At 57.2% G+C, this 24,844-nt stretch carries 16 protein-coding genes; 10 read left to right on the top strand and 6 right to left on the bottom strand.

Annotated elements, in window-relative coordinates; all coding sequences use genetic code 11:
- Positions 1 to 46 precede the first annotated feature (46 nt).
- The 4 genes from alkB to AB1E37_RS07445 all read right to left on the bottom strand — a co-directional run bounded on the left by alkB (position 47) and on the right by AB1E37_RS07445 (position 4,091).
- The gene (gene alkB / locus AB1E37_RS07460) at positions 47 to 700 is read right to left on the bottom strand and encodes a DNA oxidative demethylase AlkB (protein ID WP_004140817.1); all 654 of its coding nucleotides are present in this window, start codon (positions 698 to 700) and stop codon (positions 47 to 49) included.
- Positions 700 to 1,764 (bottom strand): bifunctional DNA-binding transcriptional regulator/O6-methylguanine-DNA methyltransferase Ada, encoded by a 1,065-nt coding sequence (gene ada / locus AB1E37_RS07455; RefSeq protein ID WP_032447758.1) that lies wholly within the window; start codon positions 1,762 to 1,764, stop codon positions 700 to 702. The genes alkB and ada overlap by 1 nt, the downstream gene beginning before the upstream one ends.
- A 73-nt stretch (positions 1,765 to 1,837) precedes the next feature.
- On the bottom strand, positions 1,838 to 2,890 hold the full coding sequence (gene apbE, locus AB1E37_RS07450; RefSeq protein WP_004140821.1) for an FAD:protein FMN transferase ApbE: 1,053 nt from the start codon (positions 2,888 to 2,890) through the stop codon (positions 1,838 to 1,840).
- A gap of 103 nt (positions 2,891 to 2,993) precedes the next feature.
- Positions 2,994 to 4,091, bottom strand: a complete 1,098-nt coding sequence (locus tag AB1E37_RS07445; RefSeq protein WP_004180702.1) for a porin OmpC — start codon at positions 4,089 to 4,091, stop codon at positions 2,994 to 2,996.
- Between the two features lie 771 nt (positions 4,092 to 4,862).
- Here AB1E37_RS07445 and rcsD point away from each other — a divergent pair.
- Both rcsD and rcsB read left to right on the top strand, forming a co-directional pair.
- Positions 4,863 to 7,520, top strand: a complete 2,658-nt coding sequence (gene rcsD / locus AB1E37_RS07440; RefSeq protein WP_002913006.1) for a phosphotransferase RcsD — start codon at positions 4,863 to 4,865, stop codon at positions 7,518 to 7,520.
- Between the two features lie 15 nt (positions 7,521 to 7,535).
- Positions 7,536 to 8,186 carry a response regulator transcription factor RcsB gene (gene rcsB, locus AB1E37_RS07435; protein ID WP_002913007.1) on the top strand — a complete coding sequence of 217 codons (651 nt, stop codon included), beginning with the start codon at positions 7,536 to 7,538 and terminating at the stop codon, positions 8,184 to 8,186.
- A gap of 45 nt (positions 8,187 to 8,231) precedes the next feature.
- On the opposite strand, the gene rcsC is transcribed toward rcsB, so the two are convergent.
- The gene (rcsC, locus tag AB1E37_RS07430) at positions 8,232 to 11,072 is read right to left on the bottom strand and encodes a two-component system sensor histidine kinase RcsC (protein WP_117116841.1); all 2,841 of its coding nucleotides are present in this window, start codon (positions 11,070 to 11,072) and stop codon (positions 8,232 to 8,234) included.
- A gap of 169 nt (positions 11,073 to 11,241) precedes the next feature.
- On the opposite strand from rcsC, the gene atoS reads away from it, so the two are divergent.
- The 6 genes from atoS to AB1E37_RS07400 all read left to right on the top strand — a co-directional run bounded on the left by atoS (position 11,242) and on the right by AB1E37_RS07400 (position 18,491).
- Positions 11,242 to 13,068: a two-component system sensor histidine kinase AtoS gene (gene atoS / locus AB1E37_RS07425; RefSeq protein WP_284302498.1), complete on the top strand. Its 1,827-nt coding sequence runs from the start codon at positions 11,242 to 11,244 to the stop codon at positions 13,066 to 13,068.
- Positions 13,065 to 14,450, top strand: a complete 1,386-nt coding sequence (gene atoC, locus AB1E37_RS07420) for an acetoacetate metabolism transcriptional regulator AtoC (protein ID WP_004184948.1) — start codon at positions 13,065 to 13,067, stop codon at positions 14,448 to 14,450. The genes atoS and atoC overlap by 4 nt, the downstream gene beginning before the upstream one ends.
- Positions 14,451 to 14,646: 196 nt before the next feature.
- Entirely contained in the window at positions 14,647 to 15,309 is a 663-nt protein-coding gene (gene atoD, locus AB1E37_RS07415) for an acetate CoA-transferase subunit alpha (RefSeq protein WP_004899534.1), read from the top strand.
- Positions 15,309 to 15,959: a 3-oxoacid CoA-transferase subunit B gene (locus AB1E37_RS07410; protein ID WP_004899537.1), complete on the top strand. Its 651-nt coding sequence runs from the start codon at positions 15,309 to 15,311 to the stop codon at positions 15,957 to 15,959. The genes atoD and AB1E37_RS07410 overlap by 1 nt, the downstream gene beginning before the upstream one ends.
- Positions 15,956 to 17,278 carry a TIGR00366 family protein gene (locus tag AB1E37_RS07405; protein WP_004184957.1) on the top strand — a complete coding sequence of 441 codons (1,323 nt, stop codon included), beginning with the start codon at positions 15,956 to 15,958 and terminating at the stop codon, positions 17,276 to 17,278. The genes AB1E37_RS07410 and AB1E37_RS07405 overlap by 4 nt, the downstream gene beginning before the upstream one ends.
- A 28-nt stretch (positions 17,279 to 17,306) precedes the next feature.
- On the top strand, positions 17,307 to 18,491 hold the full coding sequence (locus tag AB1E37_RS07400; RefSeq protein WP_004899541.1) for an acetyl-CoA C-acetyltransferase: 1,185 nt from the start codon (positions 17,307 to 17,309) through the stop codon (positions 18,489 to 18,491).
- A 110-nt stretch (positions 18,492 to 18,601) separates the two neighbouring features.
- Here the strand turns inward: AB1E37_RS07400 and gyrA are convergent, their stop codons facing one another.
- Positions 18,602 to 21,238, bottom strand: a complete 2,637-nt coding sequence (gyrA, locus tag AB1E37_RS07395) for a DNA topoisomerase (ATP-hydrolyzing) subunit A (RefSeq protein ID WP_004184961.1) — start codon at positions 21,236 to 21,238, stop codon at positions 18,602 to 18,604.
- A gap of 146 nt (positions 21,239 to 21,384) precedes the next feature.
- Here gyrA and ubiG point away from each other — a divergent pair, with 146 nt between their 5' ends.
- A complete protein-coding gene (gene ubiG / locus AB1E37_RS07390) occupies positions 21,385 to 22,113 on the top strand; it encodes a bifunctional 2-polyprenyl-6-hydroxyphenol methylase/3-demethylubiquinol 3-O-methyltransferase UbiG (protein ID WP_004211972.1) in 729 nt (242 codons plus the stop codon).
- Between the two features lie 344 nt (positions 22,114 to 22,457).
- Positions 22,458 to 24,743, top strand: a complete 2,286-nt coding sequence (gene nrdA / locus AB1E37_RS07385; RefSeq protein ID WP_002913016.1) for a class 1a ribonucleoside-diphosphate reductase subunit alpha — start codon at positions 22,458 to 22,460, stop codon at positions 24,741 to 24,743.
- Positions 24,744 to 24,844 lie beyond the last annotated feature (101 nt).

Here is a 24,844-nt window from a genome sequence, read left to right as displayed (position 1 = left end):
CAGCAGTTTAAACGGCTCGCCGATGACATCAAGAATAATTCTTATTTTAATACTGGCGACCGCCCGCCTGTCGGAAGGTGAGATTGTAACGACAGTCGCCCGTTTCCGGATGATGCCCCGCTTTCAGCGGCTGAATGCCATGATAAAACAGGCGCGACTCGCCGCCCCAGACCACCACATCGCCATGCTCCAGCAGCAGCCGCTGCAGCGGGTCGCTGCGTTGCAAGCCGCCAAACTGAAAGATGGCCGGCAAGCCCAGCGAGACCGAGACAATCGGCGCCCGCAGATCCTGTTCATCTTTATCCTGATGCAACGACAGTTTTGCGCCAGGACAATAGCGGTTAATCAAACAGGCGTCGGGGGAAAACTCGGGATAGCCGCCGGCGGCGGCGGCCGCCAGCGCCAGTTCATGAAAGACGGCAGGCATCGGCGGCCAGGTTTGATCGGTTACCGGGTCGACCGGGGCGTACAAATAGCCGTGGCGATCGGTAGTCCAGCCCAGCGCGCCGCAGTTGGTCATGGCGACCGACATGGTGTACCCGCCCGGCGTGACCATCTGGCGAAACGGCGACTGACTGGCGACGTCGGCTATCGCCTGCAGCAGCGCCGGGGCGCGTTCGCGGGCAAATCGCCGCAGCACCACCGCGCCGGGGGCCAGCGGCTCCTGCCACGGTGGGGTATCGCTAAACAGATCGAGCATTACTCCTCCTCATGTTGGGCCTCGCGCGCCAGCAGCTGCGCTTTTCGCGCCGTTCCCCAGCGATAACCGGACAGGGCGCCATCTTCACGCACCACCCGGTGGCAGGGAACAATCACCGCCAGCGAATTCGCCGCGCAGGCGCCGGCCACGGCTCTTACCGCCCGCGGCTGGCCAATATGCTCTGCCACCTGGCGGTAGCTGCGGGTCTCGCCCACCGGGATCTGCCGCAGCGCCTGCCAGACCTGCAGCTGAAACGCGGTGCCCTGCAGATCCAGCGGCAGCGATACCGGCCGCCGGCTGTCGTCGAGGTGGGCGAAAATCTCGGCCATCTGCTGACAAAAATCAGGGTCGCCTTCACGCAGCTCGGCATTGGGAAAGCGCCGGCGCAGGTCGTCGAGCAATGCCGCATCGTTATCACCCGGCAGCACCGCGCAGACGCCGCGCTCGCTCTGCGCCACCAGGCAACGACCCAGCGCGCAGTCGCCCGTGGTCCAGGTTACCACGGTGGCGGCGCCGCCGCGGCGAAACTGGCTGGCGGTCATCCCTAACGCTGCGTCGGCCTGGCGATAATAGCTGCTGCTGTCGGGAAAACCAGCCGCCAGCGCGGCGCGGGTCACCGGTATCCCCTGCTCCAGCGCTTCCCGCAGGCGCTGCGCCCGCCACGCTTGTTGCCAGGCTTTAGGGGTCATGCCGGTGACGGATTTAAATAAACGGTGGAAATGAAACGGGCTCATCGCCAGCTGGCCTGCCAGCGCCTCGAGGGTCAGGGGCGAGTCCTGCTCCAGCAGCCGACAGGCCTGCGCTACTTTGTCGACCCTTTGCTGCTGCGGGTAGTCTTTATCCGGTTGGCAGCGTTTGCAGGGGCGGAATCCCGCCGCCACGGCGGCGGCGACGTCGGCAAAAAAGCGTACGTTTTCCCGCCGCGCGCGCCGCGAGCGGCAGGAGGGACGACAGCAGATGCCGGTGGTCAGTACCGCAAAGACGAACTGACCATCGGCCCGGGTATCACGTTCGCAGACCGCCTGCCAGCGGCGATCATCGGTATCGGCAACTATCGGTTTCATGACGGGTCTCCAGCTGTAAGTGTACCCTCAGTCTGTGGTAAAGCCCGCAGTAAAAAACCCGCAATCTTGCTTTTTAATTTTTCTCGCCGACAAGGAAAGTGCGGAACTGCGGCGACATCCAGGTTTTAAAACCCTCTCCATCTTTAACGATCATGTAGACCGCCAGCCCCTCCTCGCGCACCACCTGCTGCGCTTTTTCCGGCCCCAGCACCATCAGTCCGGTATCCCAGCCGTCCGCCTCCAGCGCCGTTGGCGCAATGACGGTCACGGAGACCAGCTTATGGGTTATCGGCTGCCCGGTCTGCGGATCGATAACGTGCGAGATGCGTTTGCCATCGAGTTCATAGTAGTTGCGATAGCTGCCGGAGGTGCTGATGCCGTGACCATTGATGTCGACAATCGCCTGAACGGCGTTTTCGCGGTCGGTCGGTTTCTGGATCGCTACCCGCCAGGGCTTGCCTTCGCCGTTCATCCCGCGGCTGACCAGCGCCCCGCCCACCGACACCAGATAGCGGGAGATCCCCTCCTGCTCCATCAACCGCGCGAGGTGGTCGGCGGCATAGCCTTCCCCCACGGTGGAGAGGTCGACAAACAGATCGGGAATATCTTTTTGCAGGAACTGCCTGCCGCTCTGATTAATAACCTGCAGATGCTGCAGGCCGGTGCGCGCCTTCGCCGCGGCTATCGCCTCGGCATCCGGGGTGGTGACCGGCTGTTTATCCGGGCCAAAGCCCCACAGGTTGACCAGCGGCCCCACGGTAATATCCATCGCGCCGTGCGTTTTGGCGCCAATCCGCAGCGACAGGGTGACGATATCCGCCATCGCTTCGCTCACCGGCCAGGGTTCGGTAGTGGCGGCATGATTGAAGCGCATCAGCGCGGAGTCGTTTTTCCAGGTCGACAGCAGGCGATCGTCGGCGTCCAGCTGGGCCTGAACCTTGGCGCGCAACGCCTGGGCCTTTGCCTCATCCACGCCAATGACGCTGACCCGCCAGAAGGTGCCCATCGTTTTGCCATCCAGCACGGTGGCCGTCGCGGCGGGGGTCGCAGGAGTGGTAGCTGAATCGCAGCCAGAGAGCAGAACGCAGGCGCCCAGCAGCGCGGCGCGAAAGAAAGTCATATCCATTAATCGAGGCTCCTCTTACCAGGGCGACAAGAGTATACCAGCGAGGTTAAACCGGACATAAAAAAAGGCGCCAGAGGCGCCTTTTTGTTATGCAGCTTGCAACTTAGAACTGGTAAACCAGGCCCAGTGCAACCACGTCGTCGGTAGAGATACCGGCGTTGCGGGTGAAGCTGTTGTCGTCCAGCAGGTTGATTTTGTAGTCAACATAGGTGGACATGTTTTTGTTGAAGTAGTAGGTCGCGCCAACGTCAACATATTTCAGGATGTCCTGGTCGCCGTAGCCGCGCTCCAGATCCTTACCTTTAGACTGCAGGTAAGCCACAGACGGACGCAGACCGAAGTCGAACTGGTACTGAGCAACCACTTCGAAGTTCTGCGCTTTGTTTGCAAAGCCCAGGGAACCGGCGCGAGTTGCGTTGTAGGTCTGGGTGTACTGAGAGGCCAGGTAGATGTTGTTGGCGTCGTATTTCAGACCACCGGTGTAGGTTTCAGCGTTGTCGCCACGACCCAGTGCCGGAACACTATTCTGCTCGTCGGTACGTTTGGAGTGAGAGTACGCGAAACCAGCGCTGATGCCATCCCAAATATCGTAGGTCAGAGAGGTGCCGAAGCCGTCGCCGTTCTGTTTGCTCCAACCACGACCGTTGTTGGTCGCGCCTTCGCCGCTGACGCTGCCGTTTTTACCCTGATACTGCAGAGCAAAGTTCAGGCCGTCAACCAGACCGAAGAAATCAGAGTTACGGTAGGTTGCAACGCCGTTAGCACGGGACTGCAGGAAGTTGTCAGAACCGTAGGTGTCGCCGCCGAATTCCGGCAGAACGTCGGTCCAGGACGTTACGTCGTATACTACGCCGTAGTTACGACCGTAGTCGAAAGAGCCCGCGTCGCCAAATTTCAGGCCTGCGAATGCCAGACGAGTCCATGCCTGATCGCTGGAGCTTTCAGTGTTGTTCGCCTGAACGTTGTATTCCCACTGGCCGTAACCGGTCAGCTGGTCGTTGATCTGGGTTTCGCCTTTCACGCCTACACGCATGTAGGTCTGGTCGCCGTCGACGCTCTTGTCGTCAGAGAAGTAGTGCAGACCGTCAATTTTACCGTACAGGTCTAATTTGTTGCCGTCTTTGTTATAAATTTCAGCCGCATTTGCTGCGCCTGCTACCAGCAGAGCCGGTACCAGGAGGGACAGTACTTTAACTTTCATGTTATTAACCCTCTGTTTGTTATATGCCTTTTATTATGCCACTGCTTACTGATTACCCTTCTAATCAGTCGGCTATTTCATTGTGCTGCAAAATGCAGAATAATCCAACAAGAATATGATACTAAAACTTCTAAGATGTTTCAAAGTTCCCACAAGATGTTTCAATTTGTAAATTCAGCGGAACTTTTTTCACCGCAAAATGGTCAGGGAAATACGCACTAATCATCAAAAAAAATATTTAACCTTTTATAATCAAAGTGATAGACGACAACATATCTATAGCACTGAATGGTAAAACAAAATGATCATTGGTGGCTAAAATAAGAGTCGCTATCATCATTAACTTTATTTATTACCGTCATTCAGTTCTGAATGTCTGTTTACCCCTATTTCAACCGGATGCCTCGCATCCGGTTTTTTTTACCCTTCTTTACACAACTTTAATTTATCTGTGCTACGGCTAATGATTCCCTAACGACTATTAATCAATCAATTAGGCCATCAGTGGTGCATATTCTGCCAATGTCTTGTTATTTCGTGCGATTCTTCCCTTTTGTTTCCGTCAATATCGTCGCCGGTTAACCTTCCCGGCGCGGTTTCATTTACGCTTCGTTTCTAAGATAATTCCTGGGCGGCATCGCACCGCTGGCGCCAATCTGTAGTATGGATTTACGCCATTAGCCTTTATACTGCCAGCAGCATCTGCTTTGTTGCCAGTTACTCTGGCGCTACATCCTGTTTACAAACAATGATGAGTCGTTCAGCCACAAGATGACCCCGAAAAAATTCTCCCTGATCCCCGGCAACATCAGCCGCTTCTTCATTTTGATGGTTATTGTCCTGCTGGCGACAATGGGGGTGATGATCCAAAGCGCCGTCAATGCCTGGCTGAAGGAGAAAAGCTATCAGGTGGTTGATGTCTCCCACGCTCTGCACCAGCGCATTGACGCCTGGCGCTATGCCACCTGGCAGATCTACGACAATATCGCCGCCACCTCAGTCAACACCGCAAGCGGCGGTCTGCAGGAGACGCGTTTAAAACAGGACGTTTACTACCTGGAGAAACCCCGGCGTAAAACCGAAGCCCTGATCTTTGGGTCCCATGACAGCTCCACCCTCGAAATGACGCAGAAAATGTCCGATTATCTCGATATTTTGTGGGGCGCGGAGACCATTCCGTGGTCGATGTACTATCTCAACGGCCTGGACAATAGTCTGATCCTGGTCTCCACCCTGCCGTTGAAGGACCTCTCTTCGAGCTTCAAAGAGTCAACGATCAGCAGCGTCGTGGAGTCACGGCGCGCGGAAATGCTGCTGCAGGCTAATACCCTTGATGAGCGCGAGACGTTCTCGCCGCTGCGCCATCTCGCCTGGCAGAACGCGCACTATTTTACGTTACGCACCACCTTCAACCAGCCCGGACACCTTGCCACGGTGGTCGCCTTCGACCTGCCGATTAACGATCTGATCCCGCCCGGCATGACCATCGACAGCTTCCGTATCGAGCCTGACCCGTCGCAAAATCTCGCCACCACGCCGGATAAAGAGAGCGCCGATCATATCGGGATCACCTTTAACGGCATGCAGATTGACATCGCCACCGACATCAGCACTACCGGTATGCAGTTGCTGTGGACGGTACCAATGAGCACCATGCTGCTGGAGTCCATGCAGAACATTCTTCTGCCGCTGCTGCTCAACATTGGTCTGCTGGCGCTGGCGCTGTTTGGTTTTACCACCTTTCGCCACTATAAAGGACGCAGCCATTCGTCTGGCGCCGGGCTCCCCTCCGCCGCCAACAGCGAACTGCGTCTGCTGCGCGCCATTAACGAAGAGATTGTTTCTCTGCTGCCGCTGGGGCTGCTCGTTCACGATCAGGAAGCCAACCGAACGGTTATCAGCAATCCAATTGCCGACCATCTGCTTCCGCACCTGAATCTGCAGAACATCACCAATATGGCGGACCAGCATCAGGGGGTAATTCAGGCCACCGTCAATAATGAGCAGTATGAAATCCGCCAGTATCGCAGCCAGGTAGCGCCGCGCACCCAGATCCTGATCATCCGTGATCAGGACCGCGAAGTGCTGGTCAATAAAAAGCTCAAGCAGGCCCAGCGCTTGTATGAGAAAAACCAGCAGGGACGGGCGGCCTTTATGCAGCACATCGGCAGCGCCCTGAAGCAGCCCGCGCTGACGCTGGCGGCAGAGGCGGCGGCGCTCAGTAGTACAGAGAATCGGACGCTGGCCCAGCATGCCGATGAGCTGGTCAAACTCATCGATGACATTCAGCTCGCCAATCTGCTGGAAAGCGATGCCTGGAAAACCAACCAGACGTTGTTCTCGGTGCAGGAGCTTATTGACGACGTCGTGCCGGAAGTGCTGCCGGCGATGAAACGCAAGGGTCTGCAGCTGCTCATCAACAATGCGCTCCCGGCCGGCGAGCAGCGCTATGGCGACCGTGAAGCTCTGCGGCGCACGCTGGTGCTGTTAATCCAGTATTCAGTGACCACCACGCCTATCGGCAAGATCACCCTCGACGTCTGTCAGGATGAGTCGGCCAGCGATCGCCTGACCTTCCGCATTCTGGATACCGGCAACGGCGTCTCGGCAAACGAGATCGACAATATGCACTTCCCGTATCTCAACGAGACCCAGAGCGACCTGTACGGCAAAGCAAACGCCCTTACCTTCTGGCTATGCGACCGCATGACGCGCAAGCTGGGCGGGCAATTGACCATTAAAGCCCGGGAGTCGCTGGGGACGCGCTATACCCTGCATCTGAAAATGCCGGCTAGCGAAGAGGCGCCAGAGGCGGGAGAGCATTTGCTGGATGACGTTATCGTCCTGCTGGATGTGACTTCCAGCGAAGTGCGGCGGATTGTCACTCGCCAGCTGGAGAGCTGGGGAGCGTCCTGCATCACACCGGACGATCGGGCGACCAGTCAAGCCTTTGATCTTTATTTAACGGATAATCCGTCTAATCTTACTGCTTCAGGCTTGCTTTTAAGCGATGATGAGGTCGGGATACGCAAGATCGGCCCGGGCCAACTGCGGGTCAACTTTAATATTAGCACGGCGATGCAGGAGGCTATCCTGCAGCTTATTGAGCAGCAGCTGGCGGAGGAGGCGGTTCAGCCCGTCACCTCAGGAAACGAGAGTAACGCCGAACTCCATGCCAGCGGCTATTACGCACTGTTTGCCGATACGGTACCGGATGATGTTCAGAGATTGTATACTGAAATCGAAGCGGGCGATTTTGCTGCTCTGGCGCAAACCGCCCACCGCCTCAAAGGGGCATTTGCTATGCTTAATCTGATACCCGGCAAGCAGTTATGTGAAACGCTTGAGCATCTGATTCGCGAAAAGGATGCGCAAGGCATAGAAAAATATATCAGCGACATTGACGCTTACGTCAAGAGCTTGCTGTAGAAGGTAGCCTTATACATGAACACTATGAACGTAATTATTGCCGATGACCATCCGATCGTACTGTTCGGTATTCGTAAGTCACTTGAGCAAATTGAGTGGGTGAACGTCGTTGGCGAGTTTGAAGACTCCACGGCCCTTATCAACAATCTTCCGAAGCTTGACGCCCATGTGCTGATCACCGATCTGTCCATGCCCGGTGACAAATACGGCGACGGGATCACGCTGATTAAATACATCAAGCGCCACTTCCCGGATCTGTCGATCATTGTTCTGACCATGAACAACAATCCGGCGATCCTCAGCGCGGTGCTGGATCTGGATATCGAAGGGATCGTCCTCAAGCAGGGGGCGCCGACCGACCTGCCAAAAGCGCTGGCCGCGCTGCAGAAAGGGAAGAAATTCACCCCGGAAAGCGTCTCTCGCCTGCTGGAAAAAATCAGCGCCAGCGGCTATGGCGATAAACGCCTGTCGCCGAAAGAGAGCGAAGTACTGCGCCTGTTCGCCGAAGGTTTCCTGGTAACCGAGATCGCCAAAAAGCTTAATCGCAGCATTAAAACCATCAGCAGCCAGAAGAAATCGGCGATGATGAAGCTGGGCGTCGAAAACGACATCGCCTTGCTGAACTACCTCTCTTCCGTCTCGCTGAGCGCGACGGACAAAGAGTAATCTCTTCGCCCTCTCCGTCTCGCCCCGGCGAGACGGAGCTCCCCATTATTCCCGCCCTTTACGCACCCGCGCCGCATATACCGTCAGCGTTTGCTTCAGTACGTCGAGGGTGACCGGCTTGGACAGACAACTGTCCATCCCCGATTCCAGACAGCGCTGCTTCTCTTCCGCCAGGGCATTGGCCGTTACGCCAATCACCGGCAGCGTCAGGCCAAGCTGACGAATGCGCTGCGTCAGGCGATAACCATCCATATTAGGCATGTTGACGTCGCTGAGCACGATATCGATGTGCTGCTTGCTGAGGACGTTGAGCGCGTCGATCCCGTCGTTCGCGGTCACGCACTGGTAGCCGAGCGAACCCAGCTGATCCGCCAGCAGGCGGCGGTTGATCGGGTGATCGTCGACCACGAGGATCATCATGTCGTCGTTATTGCCGGCCTGCGCCTCCGGGGCCATCAGCGCCGGGCTATTTTCCGCACTGGCGAGCGCAACATGGAAAATACGCCCCAGCAGCGGCAGCAGTTCGTGGGGAGTCGTCACGCTGTGCAGCCATTCGCCGGCGGACCGCTCCTGCGGAATACCGATATGACGGCGACAGAAGATGACCATGGCCCTTCCCTGCCATCCGTTCAGCGCCTCATCGTCAGTGAGTAAGACATCCTCGGCGTCCGGCGTTTCGCCGGCATGGCGGCGGACCGTCAGGCCGTGGTAGCTGAGCAGCGAGGTGACGAACATCGCCAGCGAAGTGTTATGAATCGCCAGCCAGCAGGTCTTGCCAGCGAAACCGTCTCTGCTCACCGGTGAGGTATTCTGCACGCCATACAGAGGAATACGGATGGTAAAGCGGCTACCCATCCCCGGCTCGGTTTCGACAGCAATATCGCCATCCATCATGCTGATCAGTTTTTCACAGATCGCCAGGCCAAGGCCGGTGCCCTGAAAATTGCGCTGCACGCCGGTCCCCACCTGGAAGAAAGGATCGAAGAGGCGCAATACCTCTTTCGCCGGGATCCCCTCTCCGGTGTCGCGAACGCTAATCTGCAGATAATCCCCCGCGCACTGGACGTGCAGGACAATACAGCCGGTATCGGTGAACTTTATCGCATTGCTGAGCAGATTTGAGATCACCTGCTGCAGGCGCATCGGGTCGCCGGACATTTGTTCCGGAACGTCCGGCTCGATAAAGCAGTACAGGCCCAGCTGCTTGCGCACCACCAACGGCAGATAGTTAGCGGAGATATGGTTCATGACTTCGCGCGGAGAGAACTCCCGCGGCTCGATCTTCAACTGCTCGGACTCGATTTTCGAGAAATCAAGAATATCGCTGATAATTTTCAGCAGCAGGCTGGAGGAGTTGTTCATCGCCGTCACAAGGCGATCGACGCCTTTCGGCAACGCTTTGGTCTGCAGCAGATCGAGGTTACCGATGATGCCATATAGCGGGGTACGCAGCTCATGGCTAACGGTCGCCAGGAACATCGATTTCGACTGGCTGGCCTGCTCCGCCGCCTGGGCCATCTCCTGCAGCGACTCCTCCATTTTCACGCGGGCGGAAACGTCCACCAGCACGCAAATGGCGACGTTTTCATTGCGATAGCGTGAATGAACAAAGCTAATCTGCAGGTTGGTATGGTTGCTGGTCAGCACGTCGACAAAATTGACCTGCTGGCCGCAGATGATCTGCGTCAGCCGCTGGCGGTCCTCGTGGGTCAGCATGTTCAGGTAGTTGTGCGCCAGTTCATTACTGAGAATATTGGTCCCGTCGGCAGTGCGCAGAATACAGATCCCTACCGGGGCAGAAGCCACAATTTTGCGGTTGAACTGCTCGTGCTCTTCCAGGCGCTGGGCGTCATTCTCCGCGGGGATAAAAATGCGCCGCTCATACATCCGCGCCAGCGCGAACAGCATCGCGCCGCTGAGGATATTAAGAACGATAGCATTGATGATCAGCATACGGATCCGCTCCAGCACCTGATCTACCGAGACGGAATAGACGATGCTCAGGGAGGACGGCGAGAGGCTTTTTTTCAGCACCAGCTCGCGGAAACCCGAACTGTAGCCAAACCACATCCGCTCCTGCATCCACTTCGCTTCGCTCTGGATTTTACCTTCCGCACCGGCCAGCGAAATCAGCGGCTGGCCGTTATCGTCAAAGATCGTCACGCTCATCGGCAGGCTGCCCGGCGTAAAGAAGCTTTCCATGCGGATGGTCTGCTCCACGCCCAGCATCGCCTGCAGGCGATTGGCCATATAGACCGGCGTCAGGGCGTAAAAATAGCCCACCCCGGGGCGAACGCCCTGGCTTATCCAGAACAGGTTGTTGCCGCGCTCATTTTGCGGCGCGTTGCGATATTGCTCTATGCGCTGATGCAGGACTTTCAGCGCCTGATCGCGCTCAATCGGCACGTCCCGCAGGCCAAAGTTGGCCATGCAGAAGTTATCGCTGCCGATGAGAAAGATGCGGTTAAGGTCGTAGGCGGCAGTAAAATTATCCCGCCAGTAGCGCATAAACCATGCCAGCGACTGCAGCGAATTACGCCAGGTGGCGCTCATCGCGCTGCAGTCGGAATCGGGGTACAGGGGTTCAAAGTTGGGCACCGCCATATCGCCGTTTTGCCCTTGCGCTACCGCGTCCCCTGCCGACAAGCGAGTACCGGCGACATACTTCAGCTCTTTCATTACATCCGCGGTACGCTGGATATAGCGCTGGGCCTGATCGGCGTTGAGATTAAGCTCCTGATGGATTTCGGCTTCCCGCTCGTGCAGCGCGTTGACGATATAAAACACAGAGACAAACGCAATAAGCAGCCACAGCAATACCGCCAGCGCTCTGAACAGATAACGTGAAACCTTCAGGGTTGTATGAAAAGAGGCAAGATATTTCAATGTGGCGATGCTCGGCCGTCAGGGACTCAACAGAATGCGGTTAAGGTAGCGGTAAATGCCCGGCGTCGCAATGCCCTCTCTTGATGGGAATATGATACATCCCCGAGAAACCTGTGCTGCGACCCTCGATAATCGACATTTGCATGAGAAGAACTACATGGATGTCTATATGCACTGGTTAAAAAGGATATACCCACGTCGCTTACGCAATCAAATGATTCTGATGGCTATCCTGATGGTCATTGTGCCGACGCTTTCTATTGGTTATATCGTAGAAACCGAAGGCCGGTCAGCGGTGTTATCTGAAAAAGAGAAAAAATTATCGGCCGTCGTACACCTGCTCGACGAGGCGCTGGGCGAACGCTTCAGCCAGCATAGTCAGCTGTCGCGCGCTGAACGGATCCGCATGCTGAATGCGGAATTGTCGCCAGTCACCGAACGCATCACCCACGCGTTTCCGGGGATTGGCGCCGGCTATTACAACAAGGCGCTGGACGCCATTATCACCTACGCCCCTTCGGCGCTGTATCAAAACAACGTCGGGGTGACTATCGCCGCCGATCATCCCGGACGGGAGGTTATGCGCGCCAACGCCCCGCGGGTGTTTTCCGGCAGGCAGGTGCGCGGCGATATCCTCAATTCCATGATTCCGATAGCGCGCCATGGCGAAGTTCTCGGTTATATCTGGGCCAATGAGCTGACGGAGGATATTCGCCAGCAGGCCTGGAAGATGGATGTCCGGATCATTGCTGTTCTGGCGGCCGGGCTTATCAGCAGCCTGTTGCTGATCGTCCTCTTTTCGCGCCGCCTGAGCGCCAATATCGACATCATCACCGACGGTCTGCCTACGCTGGCGCAAAAAATTCCCGCGCAGTTGCCCGATCTGCCCGGCGAACTGGGGCAGATCAGCCGCAGCGTCAACGCGCTGGCGCAAACATTGCGGGAGACCAAAACCCTTAACGACCTGATTATTGATAACGCCGCCGACGGCGTTATCGCCATCGACAGAGAGGGGAATGTCACCACCATGAACCCGGCGGCGGAGATCATCACGGGCTACAAACTGGATGAGCTGGTCGGGCAACCCTATGCGACCTTATTCGCCAACACCCACTTTTATAGCCCGGTGCTGGATACCCTGGCGCACGGCACAGAGCATCTGGCGCAGGAGGTCAGTTTTCCTGGCCGTGACCGCACGATTGAGATCAGCGTCACCACCAGCCGCATCCATAACGCCAACGGCGAACTGATCGGCGCGCTGGTTATCTTCTCCGATTTAACCGCCCGCAAAGAGGCGCAGCGTCGCCTGGCGCAAACGGAGAGACTCGCCACGCTGGGGGAGCTGATGGCGGGCGTCGCGCATGAGGTGCGCAACCCGCTCACCGCCATCCGCGGCTACGTGCAGATTATTCGCCAGCAGACGACCCTGCCGGTGCATCAGGAGTATCTGTCGGTAGTCCTTAATGAAATTGATTCGATCAATAAGGTCATCCAGCAGCTGCTGGACTTTTCCCGCCCACGGCAAAGCCAGTGGCAGCAGGTGCAGCTCAAAGCGCTGATTGAGGAGGCGCTGATCCTGGTACAAACCTCCGGAGTCCAGGCGCGGATCGACTTTAGTACGCAATTCGACGCCGAGCTGCCCGCGATCGTCGCCGATCGCGAACTGCTTAAACAGGTGCTCCTGAATCTGTTAATCAACGCGGTACAGGCGATCGGCGCGCGCGGTGAAATCCGCATCCGCACCTGGCGCGATACGTCAACGCATCTGGCGCTGACCATCGAAGACAATGGCTGCGGTATCGACAGCGATGTGCAAAACAAGATCTTCGATCCGTTCTTCACCACCAAAGCATCAGGAACTGGTCTCGGGCTGGCGCTAAGCCAGCGCATTATCAACGCGCATCAGGGCGATATCCGTGTGGCTAGCCAGCCGGGATTCGGCGCGACCTTTACCCTTATTTTACCGATTAACCCGCAGGAAACCTCGTTAGAATGAAAACCAGCTACCGTATTCTTATCGTTGATGACGAAGATAACGTTCGCCGTATGCTTGCCACCGCGTTTTCGCTACAGGGGCATGAGACCCACTGCGCCAGTAACGGTCAGGCGGCGCTGCAACACTTTGCCGACACGCCGCCCGACGTGGTGCTGATGGATATCCGGATGCCGGAAATGAACGGAATTGAGGCGCTGAAAGTGATGCGCGCGCAGCAGCCGCGGATCCCCATCATTCTGATGACCGCTTACGCCGAAGTGGAAACCGCAGTCGAAGCGTTGCGTAGCGGCGCATTTGATTATGTGATTAAACCATTTGATCTTGATGAGCTTAACCTGCTGATTCAGCGGGCCTTACAGCTACAGGCGATGAAGCAGGAGATCCGCAGCCTGCATCAGGCGCTGAGCACCAGCTGGCAGTGGGGACATATCCTGACCAACAGTCCGCGGATGATGGATATCTGCAAAGACACGGCGAAAATCGCCCTTTCGCAGGCCAGCGTGCTGATTTGCGGCGAAAGCGGCACCGGAAAAGAGCTGATTGCCCGCGCCATTCACTACAACTCCCGGCGGGCTAACGGCCCCTTTATCAAGATAAACTGCGCCGCCCTGCCCGAATCGCTGCTGGAGAGTGAACTGTTTGGCCACGAAAAAGGGGCGTTTACCGGCGCACAAACGCAACGTCAAGGGCTGTTTGAACGCGCCCATCAGGGAACGCTGCTGCTGGACGAAATCGGTGAAATGCCGCTGGTGTTGCAGGCTAAGCTGCTGCGGATCCTGCAGGAAAGAGAGTTTGAGCGTATCGGCGGGCAGCAAACCATTCAGGTGGATATCCGTATCGTTGCCGCCACCAACCGCGATCTGGCGGCGATGGTAAAAGAGGGAACCTTTCGTGAAGATCTGTTTTACCGGCTGAACGTGATCCATCTGCTGCTTCCGCCCCTGCGCGAGCGGCGGGAGGATATCGCCCTGTTAGCCAACCACTTTCTACAGAAATTCAGCGCGGAAAATCAGCGCGATATGATTGAGATCGATCCCGCCGCCATGTCGCGGCTTACCGCCTGGCCGTGGCCGGGCAACATCCGCGAATTATCCAATGTGATTGAGCGCGCGGTGGTAATGAGCACCGGCGCAGTAATTTTCGCTGAAGATCTGCCCGCCCCATTCCGCCAGCCGGTGAGCAAAGGCGGCGAAGTAAAAGCCGCGCAACCAGGGGAGCGCAACCTGAAAGAGGAGATTAAGCGTGAAGAGCGGCGAATTATTATGGAAGTGCTGGAACAGCAGGAGGGAAACCGCACGCGCAGCGCATTAATGTTAGGCATCAGCCGACGCGCGTTGATGTACAAACTGCAAGAGTACGGTATCGATCCGGCCGGCCTTTAGTACCAGAATCTGCTATGCAGAATTTTGCACAGTGCGCAAAATTCTGCATAACGCCCGCCAATATTCCTGCGCACCGCAGGGAAAATAAAAGTTTATATTCAGTAAGTTAACGAATTTCCTTCCGACGAATCAATCCTGGCATCCCGCTTGCTATTCCCTCTGCGTACCCAAAATGGAGTATGCAAAGGGAAACATAATGAAAACAAAACTGATTAGCTTACAGAACGCCTCTGGCTTCTTTCGTGACGGCATGACCATCATGATTGGCGGTTTTATGGGGGTAGGCACCCCGCCCCGCCTTGTGGAAGCCCTGCTTGAATCCGGCGTCAGAGACCTGACGCTCATCGCCAACGATACCGCATTTGTCGATACCGGCGTCGGCCCGCTGATCGTTAATGGTCGGGTGAGCAAAGTCATCGCTTCTCATATCGGCACGAATCCGGAAACCGGACGGCGGATGATAACCCAGGAGATGGAGGTTCAACTGGTTCCGCAAGGCACCCTGATTGAACAAATCCGCTGCGGCGGCGCAGGGCTGGGCGGGTTTCTCACCCCGACCGGCGTCGGCACCGTGGTGGAGGAAGGGAAGCAAACGCTCCAGCTTGACGGTAAAACCTGGCTGCTGGAACGCCCACTGCGTGCGGATTTGGCCCTTATCCGCGCCCATCGCGCCGACCCGCTCGGCAACCTGACCTACCAGCTCAGCGCCCGTAATTTTAACCCCCTCATTGCTCTCGCCGCCGACATTACGCTGGTTGAGCCTGACGAAATGGTGGCGACAGGCGAGCTGCTTCCCGACCAGATCGTCACCCCGGGCGCCGTTATCGACCACATCGTCATTCCACAGGAGAGCAAATAATGGATGCTAAACAACGTATTGCGCGCCGCGTGGCGCAAGAGCTTCGTGATGGCGACGTCGTAAACTTAGGGATTGGCCTGCCGACGATGGTCGCCAATTACCTACCGGAAGGAATTAACATCACGCTGCAATCGGAGAACGGCTTTCTCGGGCTGGGTCCCGTCTCAACCGTCCACCCGGATCTGGTGAATGCCGGCGGACAGCCCTGTGGAATAGTGCCCGGGGCGGCGATGTTCGATAGCGCGATGTCGTTCGCGCTGATTCGCGGCGGTCATGTCGACGCCTGCGTCCTCGGCGGGCTGCAGGTGGATGAACAAGCCAACCTCGCCAACTGGGTAGTGCCCGGCAAAATGGTGCCCGGCATGGGCGGCGCGATGGATCTGGTGACCGGCTCGCGCAAAGTAATCATCGCCATGGAACACTGCGCCAAAGACGGTTCCGCGAAGATCCTGCGCCAGTGCACCATGCCGCTGACCGCCCAGCATGCGGTTCATGTGCTGGTCACTGAACTGGCGGTATTCCGCTTTATTGATGGCCGGATGTGGCTGACTGAAATCGCCGAAGGGTGCGCCCCTGAAACTCTGCGGGCGAAAACCGAAGCACGCTTCGACATTGCCGCAGATCTGCTGATCCAGCGGGGTGGCGCATGATTGGCCGTCTCTCACGCTTTATGACGCGGGTCGTCAGCCGCTGGCTTCCTGATCCGCTGATCTTCGCGATGCTGCTGACCCTGCTGACCTTTGGCATTGCCCTCTGGCTGACGCCGCAAACGCCAATCAGTATGGTGAAATTCTGGGGCGACGGCTTCTGGAACTTGCTGGCGTTCGGCATGCAGATGGCGCTGATTATCGTCACCGGTCACGCGCTGGCCAGTTCCGGCCCGGTTAAAAGCCTGCTGCGCGCCGCCGCTTCCGCCGCGAAAACGCCCGTTCAGGGCGTGATGCTGGTGACTTTCTTTGGCTCCGTCGCCTGCGTGATCAACTGGGGATTTGGCCTGGTGGTCGGGGCGATGTTTGCCCGTGAGGTCGCCCGTCGCGTGCCCGGCTCCGATTATCCGCTGCTGATTGCCTGCGCCTATATCGGTTTTCTCACCTGGGGCGGCGGCTTTTCCGGCTCCATGCCCCTGTTGGCGGCGACGCCGGGCAACCCGGTCGAACATATTGCGGGCTTAATCCCGGTCAGCGATACCCTGCTCACCGGATTCAACATCTTCATCACGCTCGGGCTTATCGTGGTAATGCCGTTTATCACCCGCATGATGACGCCAAAACCGTCCGATGTAATCAGCATCGATCCGAAACTGCTGCTGGAAGAGGCCGATTTTCAGAAGAAACTGCCGGCTGACGCCCCGCCGTCGGAAAAGCTGGAAGAGAGCCGCATCCTCGCGCTGATCATTGGCGCGTTGGGGATTGCTTATCTGGCGATCTACTTCGCCGAAAAGGGATTCAACATCACCATTAACACCGTCAATCTGATGTTTATGATCGCCGGTCTGCTGCTGCACAAAACGCCGATGGCCTATATGCGCGCCATCAGCGCCGCCGCGCGCAGCACCGCCGGTATCCTGGTGCAGTTCCCCTTCTACGCCGGGATCCAACTGATGATGGAACACTCCGGCCTCGGCGGTCTTATCACGGAGTTTTTCATCAACGTCGCCAACAAAGACACCTTCCCGGTGATGACCTTCTTCAGCTCCGCGCTGATTAACTTCGCTGTGCCGTCGGGCGGCGGCCACTGGGTTATCCAGGGGCCGTTTGTGATACCTGCCGCTCAGGCGTTAGGGGCCGACCTCGGTAAATCGGTGATGGCGATCGCCTACGGCGAGCAGTGGATGAACATGGCGCAACCGTTCTGGGCGCTGCCCGCGCTGGCCATTGCCGGACTCGGAGTACGCGACATTATGGGCTACTGCATCACCGCCCTTCTCTTCTCTGGGGTCATTTTTGTCATTGGTTTGACCTTGTTCTGACGGCCCCCCTCACTTTTAAGGAATTAAGATGAAAAATTGTGTCATCGTCAGCGCGGCGCGTACCGCAATCGGCAGTTTTAACGGCGCGCTGGCGACCACCAGCGCCATCGACCTCGGCGCTACGGTAATTAAGGCAGCCCTTCAGCGCGCGCAGCTCGATCCTCAGCGCGTGGATGAAGTGATTATGGGCAACGTCCTACAGGCCGGTCTCGGGCAAAACCCGGCCCGCCAGGCGCTGCTCAAAAGCGGTCTTGCCGAGACGGTATGCGGCTTTACCGTTAACAAAGTGTGCGGCTCCGGCCTCAAAAGCGTGGCGCTGGCCGCGCAGGCGATTCTGGCCGGACAGGCGCAAGCGCTGGTCGCAGGCGGTATGGAAAACATGAGCCAGGCGCCGTACCTGCTGGACGCTAAAGCCCGCTGGGGCTACCGTCTCGGCGACGGGCGGCTCTCCGACGTGATCCTGCGCGACGGTCTTATCTGCGCCACTCACGGTTATCATATGGGGATCACCGCAGAAAACGTTGCTAAGGAATACGGCATCAGCCGGGAAATGCAGGATGAGCTGGCGCTGCTTTCACAGCGTAAAGCGCTTGCCGCCATCGATTCCGGCGCATTCCGGGCCGAAATTGTGCCGGTCAGCGTCACCTCCCGTAAAAAAACGACCATTTTTGAACGTGATGAGTTTCCTAAAGCCGACTCTACGACAGAAGGGCTTGCCGCTTTGCGTCCGGCCTTCGACAAGTCTGGCACAGTAACGGCAGGTAATGCTTCCGGCATTAACGACGGCGCGGCGGCGCTGGTGGTGATGGAAGAATCCGCAGCGCTGGCAGCGGGATTAAAACCTCTTGCACGGATCAAAGCCTGGGCCAGCGGCGGCGTCGCGCCGGCGTTAATGGGGATGGGGCCGGTTCCCGCTACGCAGAGAGCGCTGCAACTGAGCGGACTGACACTTTCTGATATCGATCTGATCGAAGCCAACGAAGCGTTTGCCGCACAGTTCCTTGCCGTGGGTAAGACGCTGGGTTTCGATCCGCAGAAGGTGAACGTCAACGGCGGGGCAATCGCCCTTGGACACCCTATCGGCGCCAGCGGTGCGCGTATTCTTGTGACCCTGCTGCATGCCTTGTCAGCGCACGATAAAACGCTCGGTCTGGCCACGCTGTGCATCGGCGGCGGTCAGGGCATCGCGATGATTGTGGAAAGGATAAATTAACCCCCCTTTGCCGAATGCTTTGTCATTCGGCAGCCCATCGTTACGCAGTATATTCAGAACGAAAAAAAGGGAGGCCAGGCCTCCCTTCTGTGCGATATCACAATACGGAATTACTCGTCGGCGTCATCCGCGACATCGTCATCGGTATCCGCTTCCGGGGCGATATCGTCATCGCCTTCCGCCGCGCTACCGTCGATGGCATCCAGCTCTTCATCATCCACCGGCTCAGCCACGCGCTGCAGACCCACCACGTTTTCATCTTCCGCGGTGCGGATGAGGATCACGCCCTGGGTGTTACGGCCCACGATGCTCACTTCGGAAACGCGGGTACGCACCAGCGTCCCGGCGTCGGTGATCATCATGATCTGATCGCAGTCATCCACCTGCACGGCGCCGACCACGGAACCGTTACGCTCGGTGACTTTGATCGAAATAACGCCCTGGGTGGCACGCGACTTGGTCGGATACTCCGCCGCCGCGGTACGTTTACCGTAACCGTTTTGCGTCACCGTCAGGATCGCGCCTTCGCCGCGTGGAATAATCAGCGAGACGACGCTGTCGTTTTCCGCAAGCTTAATACCGCGTACGCCGGTGGCGGTACGGCCCATGGCGCGAACGGCGTCTTCTTTGAAGCGTACAACCTTACCGGCCGCGGAGAACAGCATCACTTCATCCTGACCAGAGGTCAGATCGACGCCGATCAGCTCATCGCCTTCGTTCAGGTTGACCGCGATGATACCGGCGGAACGCGGACGGCTGAACTCGGTCAGCGCGGTTTTCTTCACGGTACCGCTGGCGGTGGCCATAAAGACGTTGACGCCCTCTTCGTACTCGCGGACCGGCAGGATGGCGGTAATGCGCTCATCGGCTTCCAGCGGCAGCAGGTTGACGATCGGCCGACCGCGCGCGCCGCGGCTGGCTTCCGGCAGCTGATAGACCTTCATCCAGTACAGACGGCCGCGGCTTGAGAAGCAGAGGATGGTGTCATGGGTGTTAGCCACCAGCAGGCGGTCGATAAAGTCTTCTTCTTTAATGCGCGCTGCCGATTTGCCTTTACCGCCACGACGCTGTGCTTCGTAGTCGGTCAGCGGCTGATACTTCACATACCCCTGATGCGACAGGGTGACCACCACATCTTCCTGGTTGATCAGATCTTCGATGTTAATATCAGCGCTGTTGGCGGTGATTTCGGTACGACGTTCGTCGCCGAACTGGTCGCGGATCAGCTCCAGCTCTTCGCGAATCACTTCCATCAGACGGTCGGCGCTGCCGAGAATGTGCAGCAGCTCTGCGATCTGCTCCAGCAGCTCTTTATATTCGTCGAGCAGTTTTTCATGCTCAAGGCCGGTCAGTTTCTGCAGACGCAGATCCAGAATCGCCTGAGCCTGCTGCTCGGTCAGGTAGTATTTACCGTCGCGCACGCCGAACTCTGGTTCCAGCCATTCCGGACGCGCGGCGTCATCCCCGGCGCGCTCCAGCATCGCCGCGACGTTACCGAGATCCCACGCCTGGGCAACCAGCGCCGTTTTCGCTTCTGCCGGGGTCGGCGCGCGACGGATCAGTTCGATAATCGGGTCGATGTTGGCCAGCGCAACGGCCAGCGCTTCGAGGATATGCGCCCGGTCGCGCGCTTTGCGCAGTTCGAAAATCGTACGACGGGTCACCACTTCACGGCGGTGGCGTACAAACGCGGCGATGATGTCCTTCAGGTTCATGATCTTCGGCTGACCATGGTGCAGAGCTACCATGTTGATGCCGAAGGAGACCTGCAGCTGGGTCTGGGAATAGAGGTTGTTAAGCACCACTTCCCCTACCGCATCGCGCTTCACTTCAATCACGATGCGCATCCCGTCTTTATCAGACTCGTCACGCAGCGCGCTGATGCCTTCCACGCGTTTTTCTTTGACCAGCTCGGCGATTTTCTCGATCAGGCGCGCTTTGTTCACCTGATACGGAATTTCGTGCACGATGATGGTTTCGCGGCCGGATTTCGCGTCCACTTCCACTTCCGCGCGCGCGCGGATGTACACTTTACCGCGACCGGTGCGATAGGCCTCTTCGATGCCGCGACGGCCATTGATAATGGCGGCGGTCGGGAAATCAGGGCCAGGAATATGCGCCATCAGCCCTTCAATGCTGATGTCTTCATCGTCAACATACGCCAGACAGCCGTTAATCACTTCCGTCAGGTTATGCGGCGGTATGTTGGTGGCCATCCCTACGGCGATCCCGGAGGCGCCGTTCACCAGCAGGTTAGGAATTTTGGTCGGCATGACGTCCGGAATACGCTCCGTACCGTCATAGTTGTCGACGAAATCGACCGTCTCTTTTTCAAGATCGGCCATCAGCTCATGAGCGATTTTCGCCAGACGAATTTCGGTATAACGCATCGCCGCGGCGGAGTCGCCGTCGATGGAACCAAAGTTACCCTGGCCGTCCACCAGCATGTAACGCAGCGAGAACGGCTGCGCCATACGCACGATGGTGTCGTATACCGCGGAGTCGCCGTGCGGGTGGTATTTACCGATTACGTCACCAACGACACGGGCTGATTTTTTATAGGCTTTGTTCCAGTCATTGCCCAATACGTTCATGGCGTAAAGTACGCGACGGTGTACCGGCTTCAGGCCATCTCGGACATCCGGCAGCGCACGGCCAACAATGACCGACATCGCATAATCCAGATAAGAGTTCTTAAGCTCTTCCTCAATGTTGACCGGTGTAATTTCTCTCGCAAGGTCGCTCATCTAACCGCTATCCCTCTACTGTATCCCGGATTCAAAGGTCGCAAATTATAACACAGCCGCGCTAATAGAGGTAAAGCAATACGGTTTATTCATGGCGCGCTGCTGATATACTCGCAGGTCTGAACAGAAAAGGAGTAAAAGCGCCCATGAATGCCGAAAAAACGTCGGTAGCCCCTAACGTCGATCATGCTGAAATCGCCAAATTCGAAGCCGTCGCCTCGCGCTGGTGGGATCTGGAGGGCGAGTTCAAACCGCTCCACCGCATCAACCCGCTGCGGCTGGGCTATATTGCCGAACGCTCCGGCGGCCTGTTCGGTAAAAAAGTCCTCGATGTCGGCTGCGGCGGCGGCATCCTCGCCGAGAGCATGGCGCGCGAAGGCGCGACGGTCACCGGGCTGGACATGGGGGCCGAACCGCTGCAGGTCGCCAGGCTGCACGCCCTGGAGAGCGGTATTCAGGTAAACTATGTTCAGGAAACAGTTGAGGAACATGCCGCGAAGCATCCCCAGCAGTATGACGTCGTGACCTGCATGGAGATGCTGGAGCACGTCCCCGACCCGCAGTCGGTGGTGCACGCCTGCGCGCGGTTAGTGAAGCCCGGCGGCCAGGTCTTCTTCTCCACCATCAACCGCAACGGCAAGGCCTGGCTGATGGCGGTAGTCGGGGCGGAATATGTCATGAAGATGGTGCCCAAAGGCACTCATGATGTGAAGAAGTTTATCAAGCCGGCCGAGCTGCTGGGCTGGGTAGATCAGACTACTCTGAAAGAGCAGCATATCATCGGTCTGCATTACAATCCGCTGACCAATACCTTCAAGTTAGCGCCGGGGGTTGATGTTAACTATATGTTGCATACCACCGCCAAACAGGACTGAGGTCAGCACCTCCGCTTATGATGATTGCGCGGCATCAAGCCGCGTGATTATTTCTTCCGATGAAGAAATCAGCACTCGATCAAATTTTCATTTTTTTTTCTGTTTTATTGACTTCTTCTCCAGGCCTTATGCGACGTGGACTTGCGGATTATTACCCTTCCGCAACCTCAATTTAACGTCAAAATCAACCCTTGTACTCAAAAGATTCCTTACTAAAATACTCACCATATAGCGTTTCTTTTATCGACAACCCCCTACATATAGTATTTATCCACAGAGTTAGTCACAACGGCCTTCTGTGGATAAACGGGGGATATTTTCTTTCACGGACAGGTAAAATCCACATGAATCAGAGTCTGCTGGTGACAAAGCGCGACGGGACCACCGAGCGCATCAATCTCGACAAAATCCATCGCGTACTGGATTGGGCGGCAGAAGGACTGAATAACGTTTCGATTTCCCAGGTAGAGCTGCGCTCCCATATCCAGTTCTATGACGGCATCAAAACCGCGGACATCCACGAAACCATTATTAAAGCCGCTGCGGATCTGATCTCCCGCGACGCACCGGATTACCAGTACCTCGCCGCGCGTCTGGCGATTTTCCATTTGCGTAAAAAAGCCTTCGGTCAGTTTGAGCCGCCGGCGCTCTACGATCACGTGGTGAAGATGGTTGAGAAAGGTAAATACGATCATCATCTGCTGGAAGACTACACGGAAGAAGAGTTCCAGCAGATGGACGGTTTCCTCGACCACTGGCGCGACATGAACTTCTCCTACGCAGCCGTTAAACAGCTGGAAGGCAAGTATCTGGTACAAAACCGCGTCACCGGCGAAATTTATGAGAGCGCGCAGTTCCTCTATATTCTGGTCGCCGCTTGCCTGTTCTCGAACTATCCGCGCGAAACGCGTCTGGACTATATCAAGCGTTTCTACGACGCGGTGTCCACCTTTAAAATCTCGCTGCCGACGCCGATCATGTCCGGCGTGCGTACCCCCACCCGTCAGTTCAGCTCCTGCGTGCTGATCGAGTGCGGCGACAGCCTGGATTCCATCAACGCCACCTCCAGCGCGATTGTGAAATACGTTTCCCAGCGCGCCGGCATCGGCATCAACGCCGGGCGCATTCGCGCGCTGGGCAGCCCGATCCGCGGCGGCGAAGCCTTCCACACCGGCTGCATTCCGTTCTACAAGCATTTCCAGACCGCGGTGAAATCCTGCTCGCAGGGCGGCGTGCGCGGCGGCGCGGCAACCCTCTTCTACCCAATGTGGCATCTGGAAGTGGAAAGCCTGCTGGTGCTGAAAAACAACCGTGGTACCGACGCCAACCGCGTTCGTCACATGGACTACGGGGTACAGATCAACAAGCTGATGTACACCCGTCTGCTGAAGGGCGGCGATATTACCCTGTTCAGCCCTTCCGACGTCCCGGGCCTGTATGACGCCTTCTTCGCCGATCAGGACGAGTTTGAGCGCCTATACACCCAGTACGAGCAGGACGACAGCATTCGTAAGCAGCGTATTAAAGCCGTTGAGCTGTTCTCGCTGATGATGCAGGAGCGCGCCTCTACCGGCCGCATCTATATCCAGAACGTCGACCACTGTAACACCCACAGCCCGTTCGATCCGGTAGTCGCCCCGGTGCGTCAGTCTAACCTGTGCCTGGAGATCGCCCTGCCGACCAAACCGCTGGAAGATGTCAACGACGAAAACGGCGAAATCGCGCTGTGCACCCTGTCGGCCTTCAACCTCGGGGCTATCGACAGCCTCGACGAGCTGGAAGAGCTGGCGGTGCTGGCGGTGCGTGCTCTGGATGCGCTGCTCGACTATCAGGATTACCCCATCCCGGCGGCTAAACGCGGTGCGATGGGGCGTCGTACGCTGGGTATCGGCGTGATCAACTTCGCTTACTATCTGGCGAAGCATGGCAAACGCTACTCCGACGGCAGCGCCAACAACCTGACGCACAAAACGTTCGAAGCGATTCAGTACTATCTGCTGAAGGCCTCTAACGAGCTGGCTATCGAGCAAGGCGCCTGCCCGTGGTTCAACGAAACCACCTATGCGCAGGGCATCCTGCCGATCGATACCTATAAGAAAGATCTGGACGGCATCGTCAGCGAACCCCTGCACTACGACTGGGAAGCATTGCGCGAATCCATTAAAACCCACGGCCTGCGCAACTCCACGCTCTCCGCGCTGATGCCGTCCGAGACCTCGTCGCAGATCTCCAACGCCACCAACGGCATTGAGCCGCCGCGCGGCCACGTGAGTATCAAAGCGTCCAAGGACGGTATCCTGCGCCAGGTGGTGCCAGATTACGAAAACCTGCAGAACGCCTACGAGCTGCTGTGGGAGATGCCGAACAACGACGGTTATCTGCAGCTGGTGGGTATCATGCAGAAGTTTATCGACCAGTCGATCTCTGCCAACACTAACTACGATCCGACGCGCTTCCCGTCCGGAAAAGTGCCGATGCAGCAGTTGCTCAAAGACCTGCTCAACGCCTATAAATTCGGCGTCAAAACGCTGTACTATCACAACACCCGTGATGGCGCTGAAGACGCCCAGGATGACCTGGCCCCGTCCATCCAGGACGACGGCTGCGAAAGCGGCGCTTGTAAGATCTAAGGTATTTTTGCCGGGTAACGCTACGCTTACCCGGCCTACGTTTGTGTAGGCCCGGCCAACCCATTCCTGCCGGGCAATACAGTTCAACAGGACTCACTTCA

The sequence above is a fragment of the Klebsiella sp. Shm-1 genome, from assembly GCF_040804525.1.
Lineage (GTDB): Bacteria > Pseudomonadota > Gammaproteobacteria > Enterobacterales > Enterobacteriaceae > Klebsiella > Klebsiella pneumoniae.
Note: the sequence above shows the minus strand (reverse complement) of the source record. Positions and strands in the feature narration are given on the sequence as shown.

Excerpts from the sequence above, each read along its gene's own strand:
- apbE (WP_004140821.1), bottom strand. The coding sequence starts at position 2,890 with ATGGATATGACTTTCTTTCGCGCCGCGCTGCTGGGCGCCTGCGTTCTG.
- alkB (WP_004140817.1), bottom strand. The coding sequence starts at position 700 with ATGCTCGATCTGTTTAGCGATACCCCACCGTGGCAGGAGCCGCTGGCC.
- atoS (WP_284302498.1), top strand. The coding sequence starts at position 11,242 with ATGCACTGGTTAAAAAGGATATACCCACGTCGCTTACGCAATCAAATG.
- AB1E37_RS07400 (WP_004899541.1), top strand. The coding sequence starts at position 17,307 with ATGAAAAATTGTGTCATCGTCAGCGCGGCGCGTACCGCAATCGGCAGT.
- AB1E37_RS07405 (WP_004184957.1), top strand. The coding sequence starts at position 15,956 with ATGATTGGCCGTCTCTCACGCTTTATGACGCGGGTCGTCAGCCGCTGG.
- atoC (WP_004184948.1), top strand. The coding sequence starts at position 13,065 with ATGAAAACCAGCTACCGTATTCTTATCGTTGATGACGAAGATAACGTT.
- rcsB (WP_002913007.1), top strand. The coding sequence starts at position 7,536 with ATGAACACTATGAACGTAATTATTGCCGATGACCATCCGATCGTACTG.
- nrdA (WP_002913016.1), top strand. The coding sequence starts at position 22,458 with ATGAATCAGAGTCTGCTGGTGACAAAGCGCGACGGGACCACCGAGCGC.
- AB1E37_RS07410 (WP_004899537.1), top strand. The coding sequence starts at position 15,309 with ATGGATGCTAAACAACGTATTGCGCGCCGCGTGGCGCAAGAGCTTCGT.
- ada (WP_032447758.1), bottom strand. The coding sequence starts at position 1,764 with ATGAAACCGATAGTTGCCGATACCGATGATCGCCGCTGGCAGGCGGTC.
- ubiG (WP_004211972.1), top strand. The coding sequence starts at position 21,385 with ATGAATGCCGAAAAAACGTCGGTAGCCCCTAACGTCGATCATGCTGAA.
- atoD (WP_004899534.1), top strand. The coding sequence starts at position 14,647 with ATGAAAACAAAACTGATTAGCTTACAGAACGCCTCTGGCTTCTTTCGT.
- rcsD (WP_002913006.1), top strand. The coding sequence starts at position 4,863 with ATGACCCCGAAAAAATTCTCCCTGATCCCCGGCAACATCAGCCGCTTC.
- AB1E37_RS07445 (WP_004180702.1), bottom strand. The coding sequence starts at position 4,091 with ATGAAAGTTAAAGTACTGTCCCTCCTGGTACCGGCTCTGCTGGTAGCA.
- gyrA (WP_004184961.1), bottom strand. The coding sequence starts at position 21,238 with ATGAGCGACCTTGCGAGAGAAATTACACCGGTCAACATTGAGGAAGAG.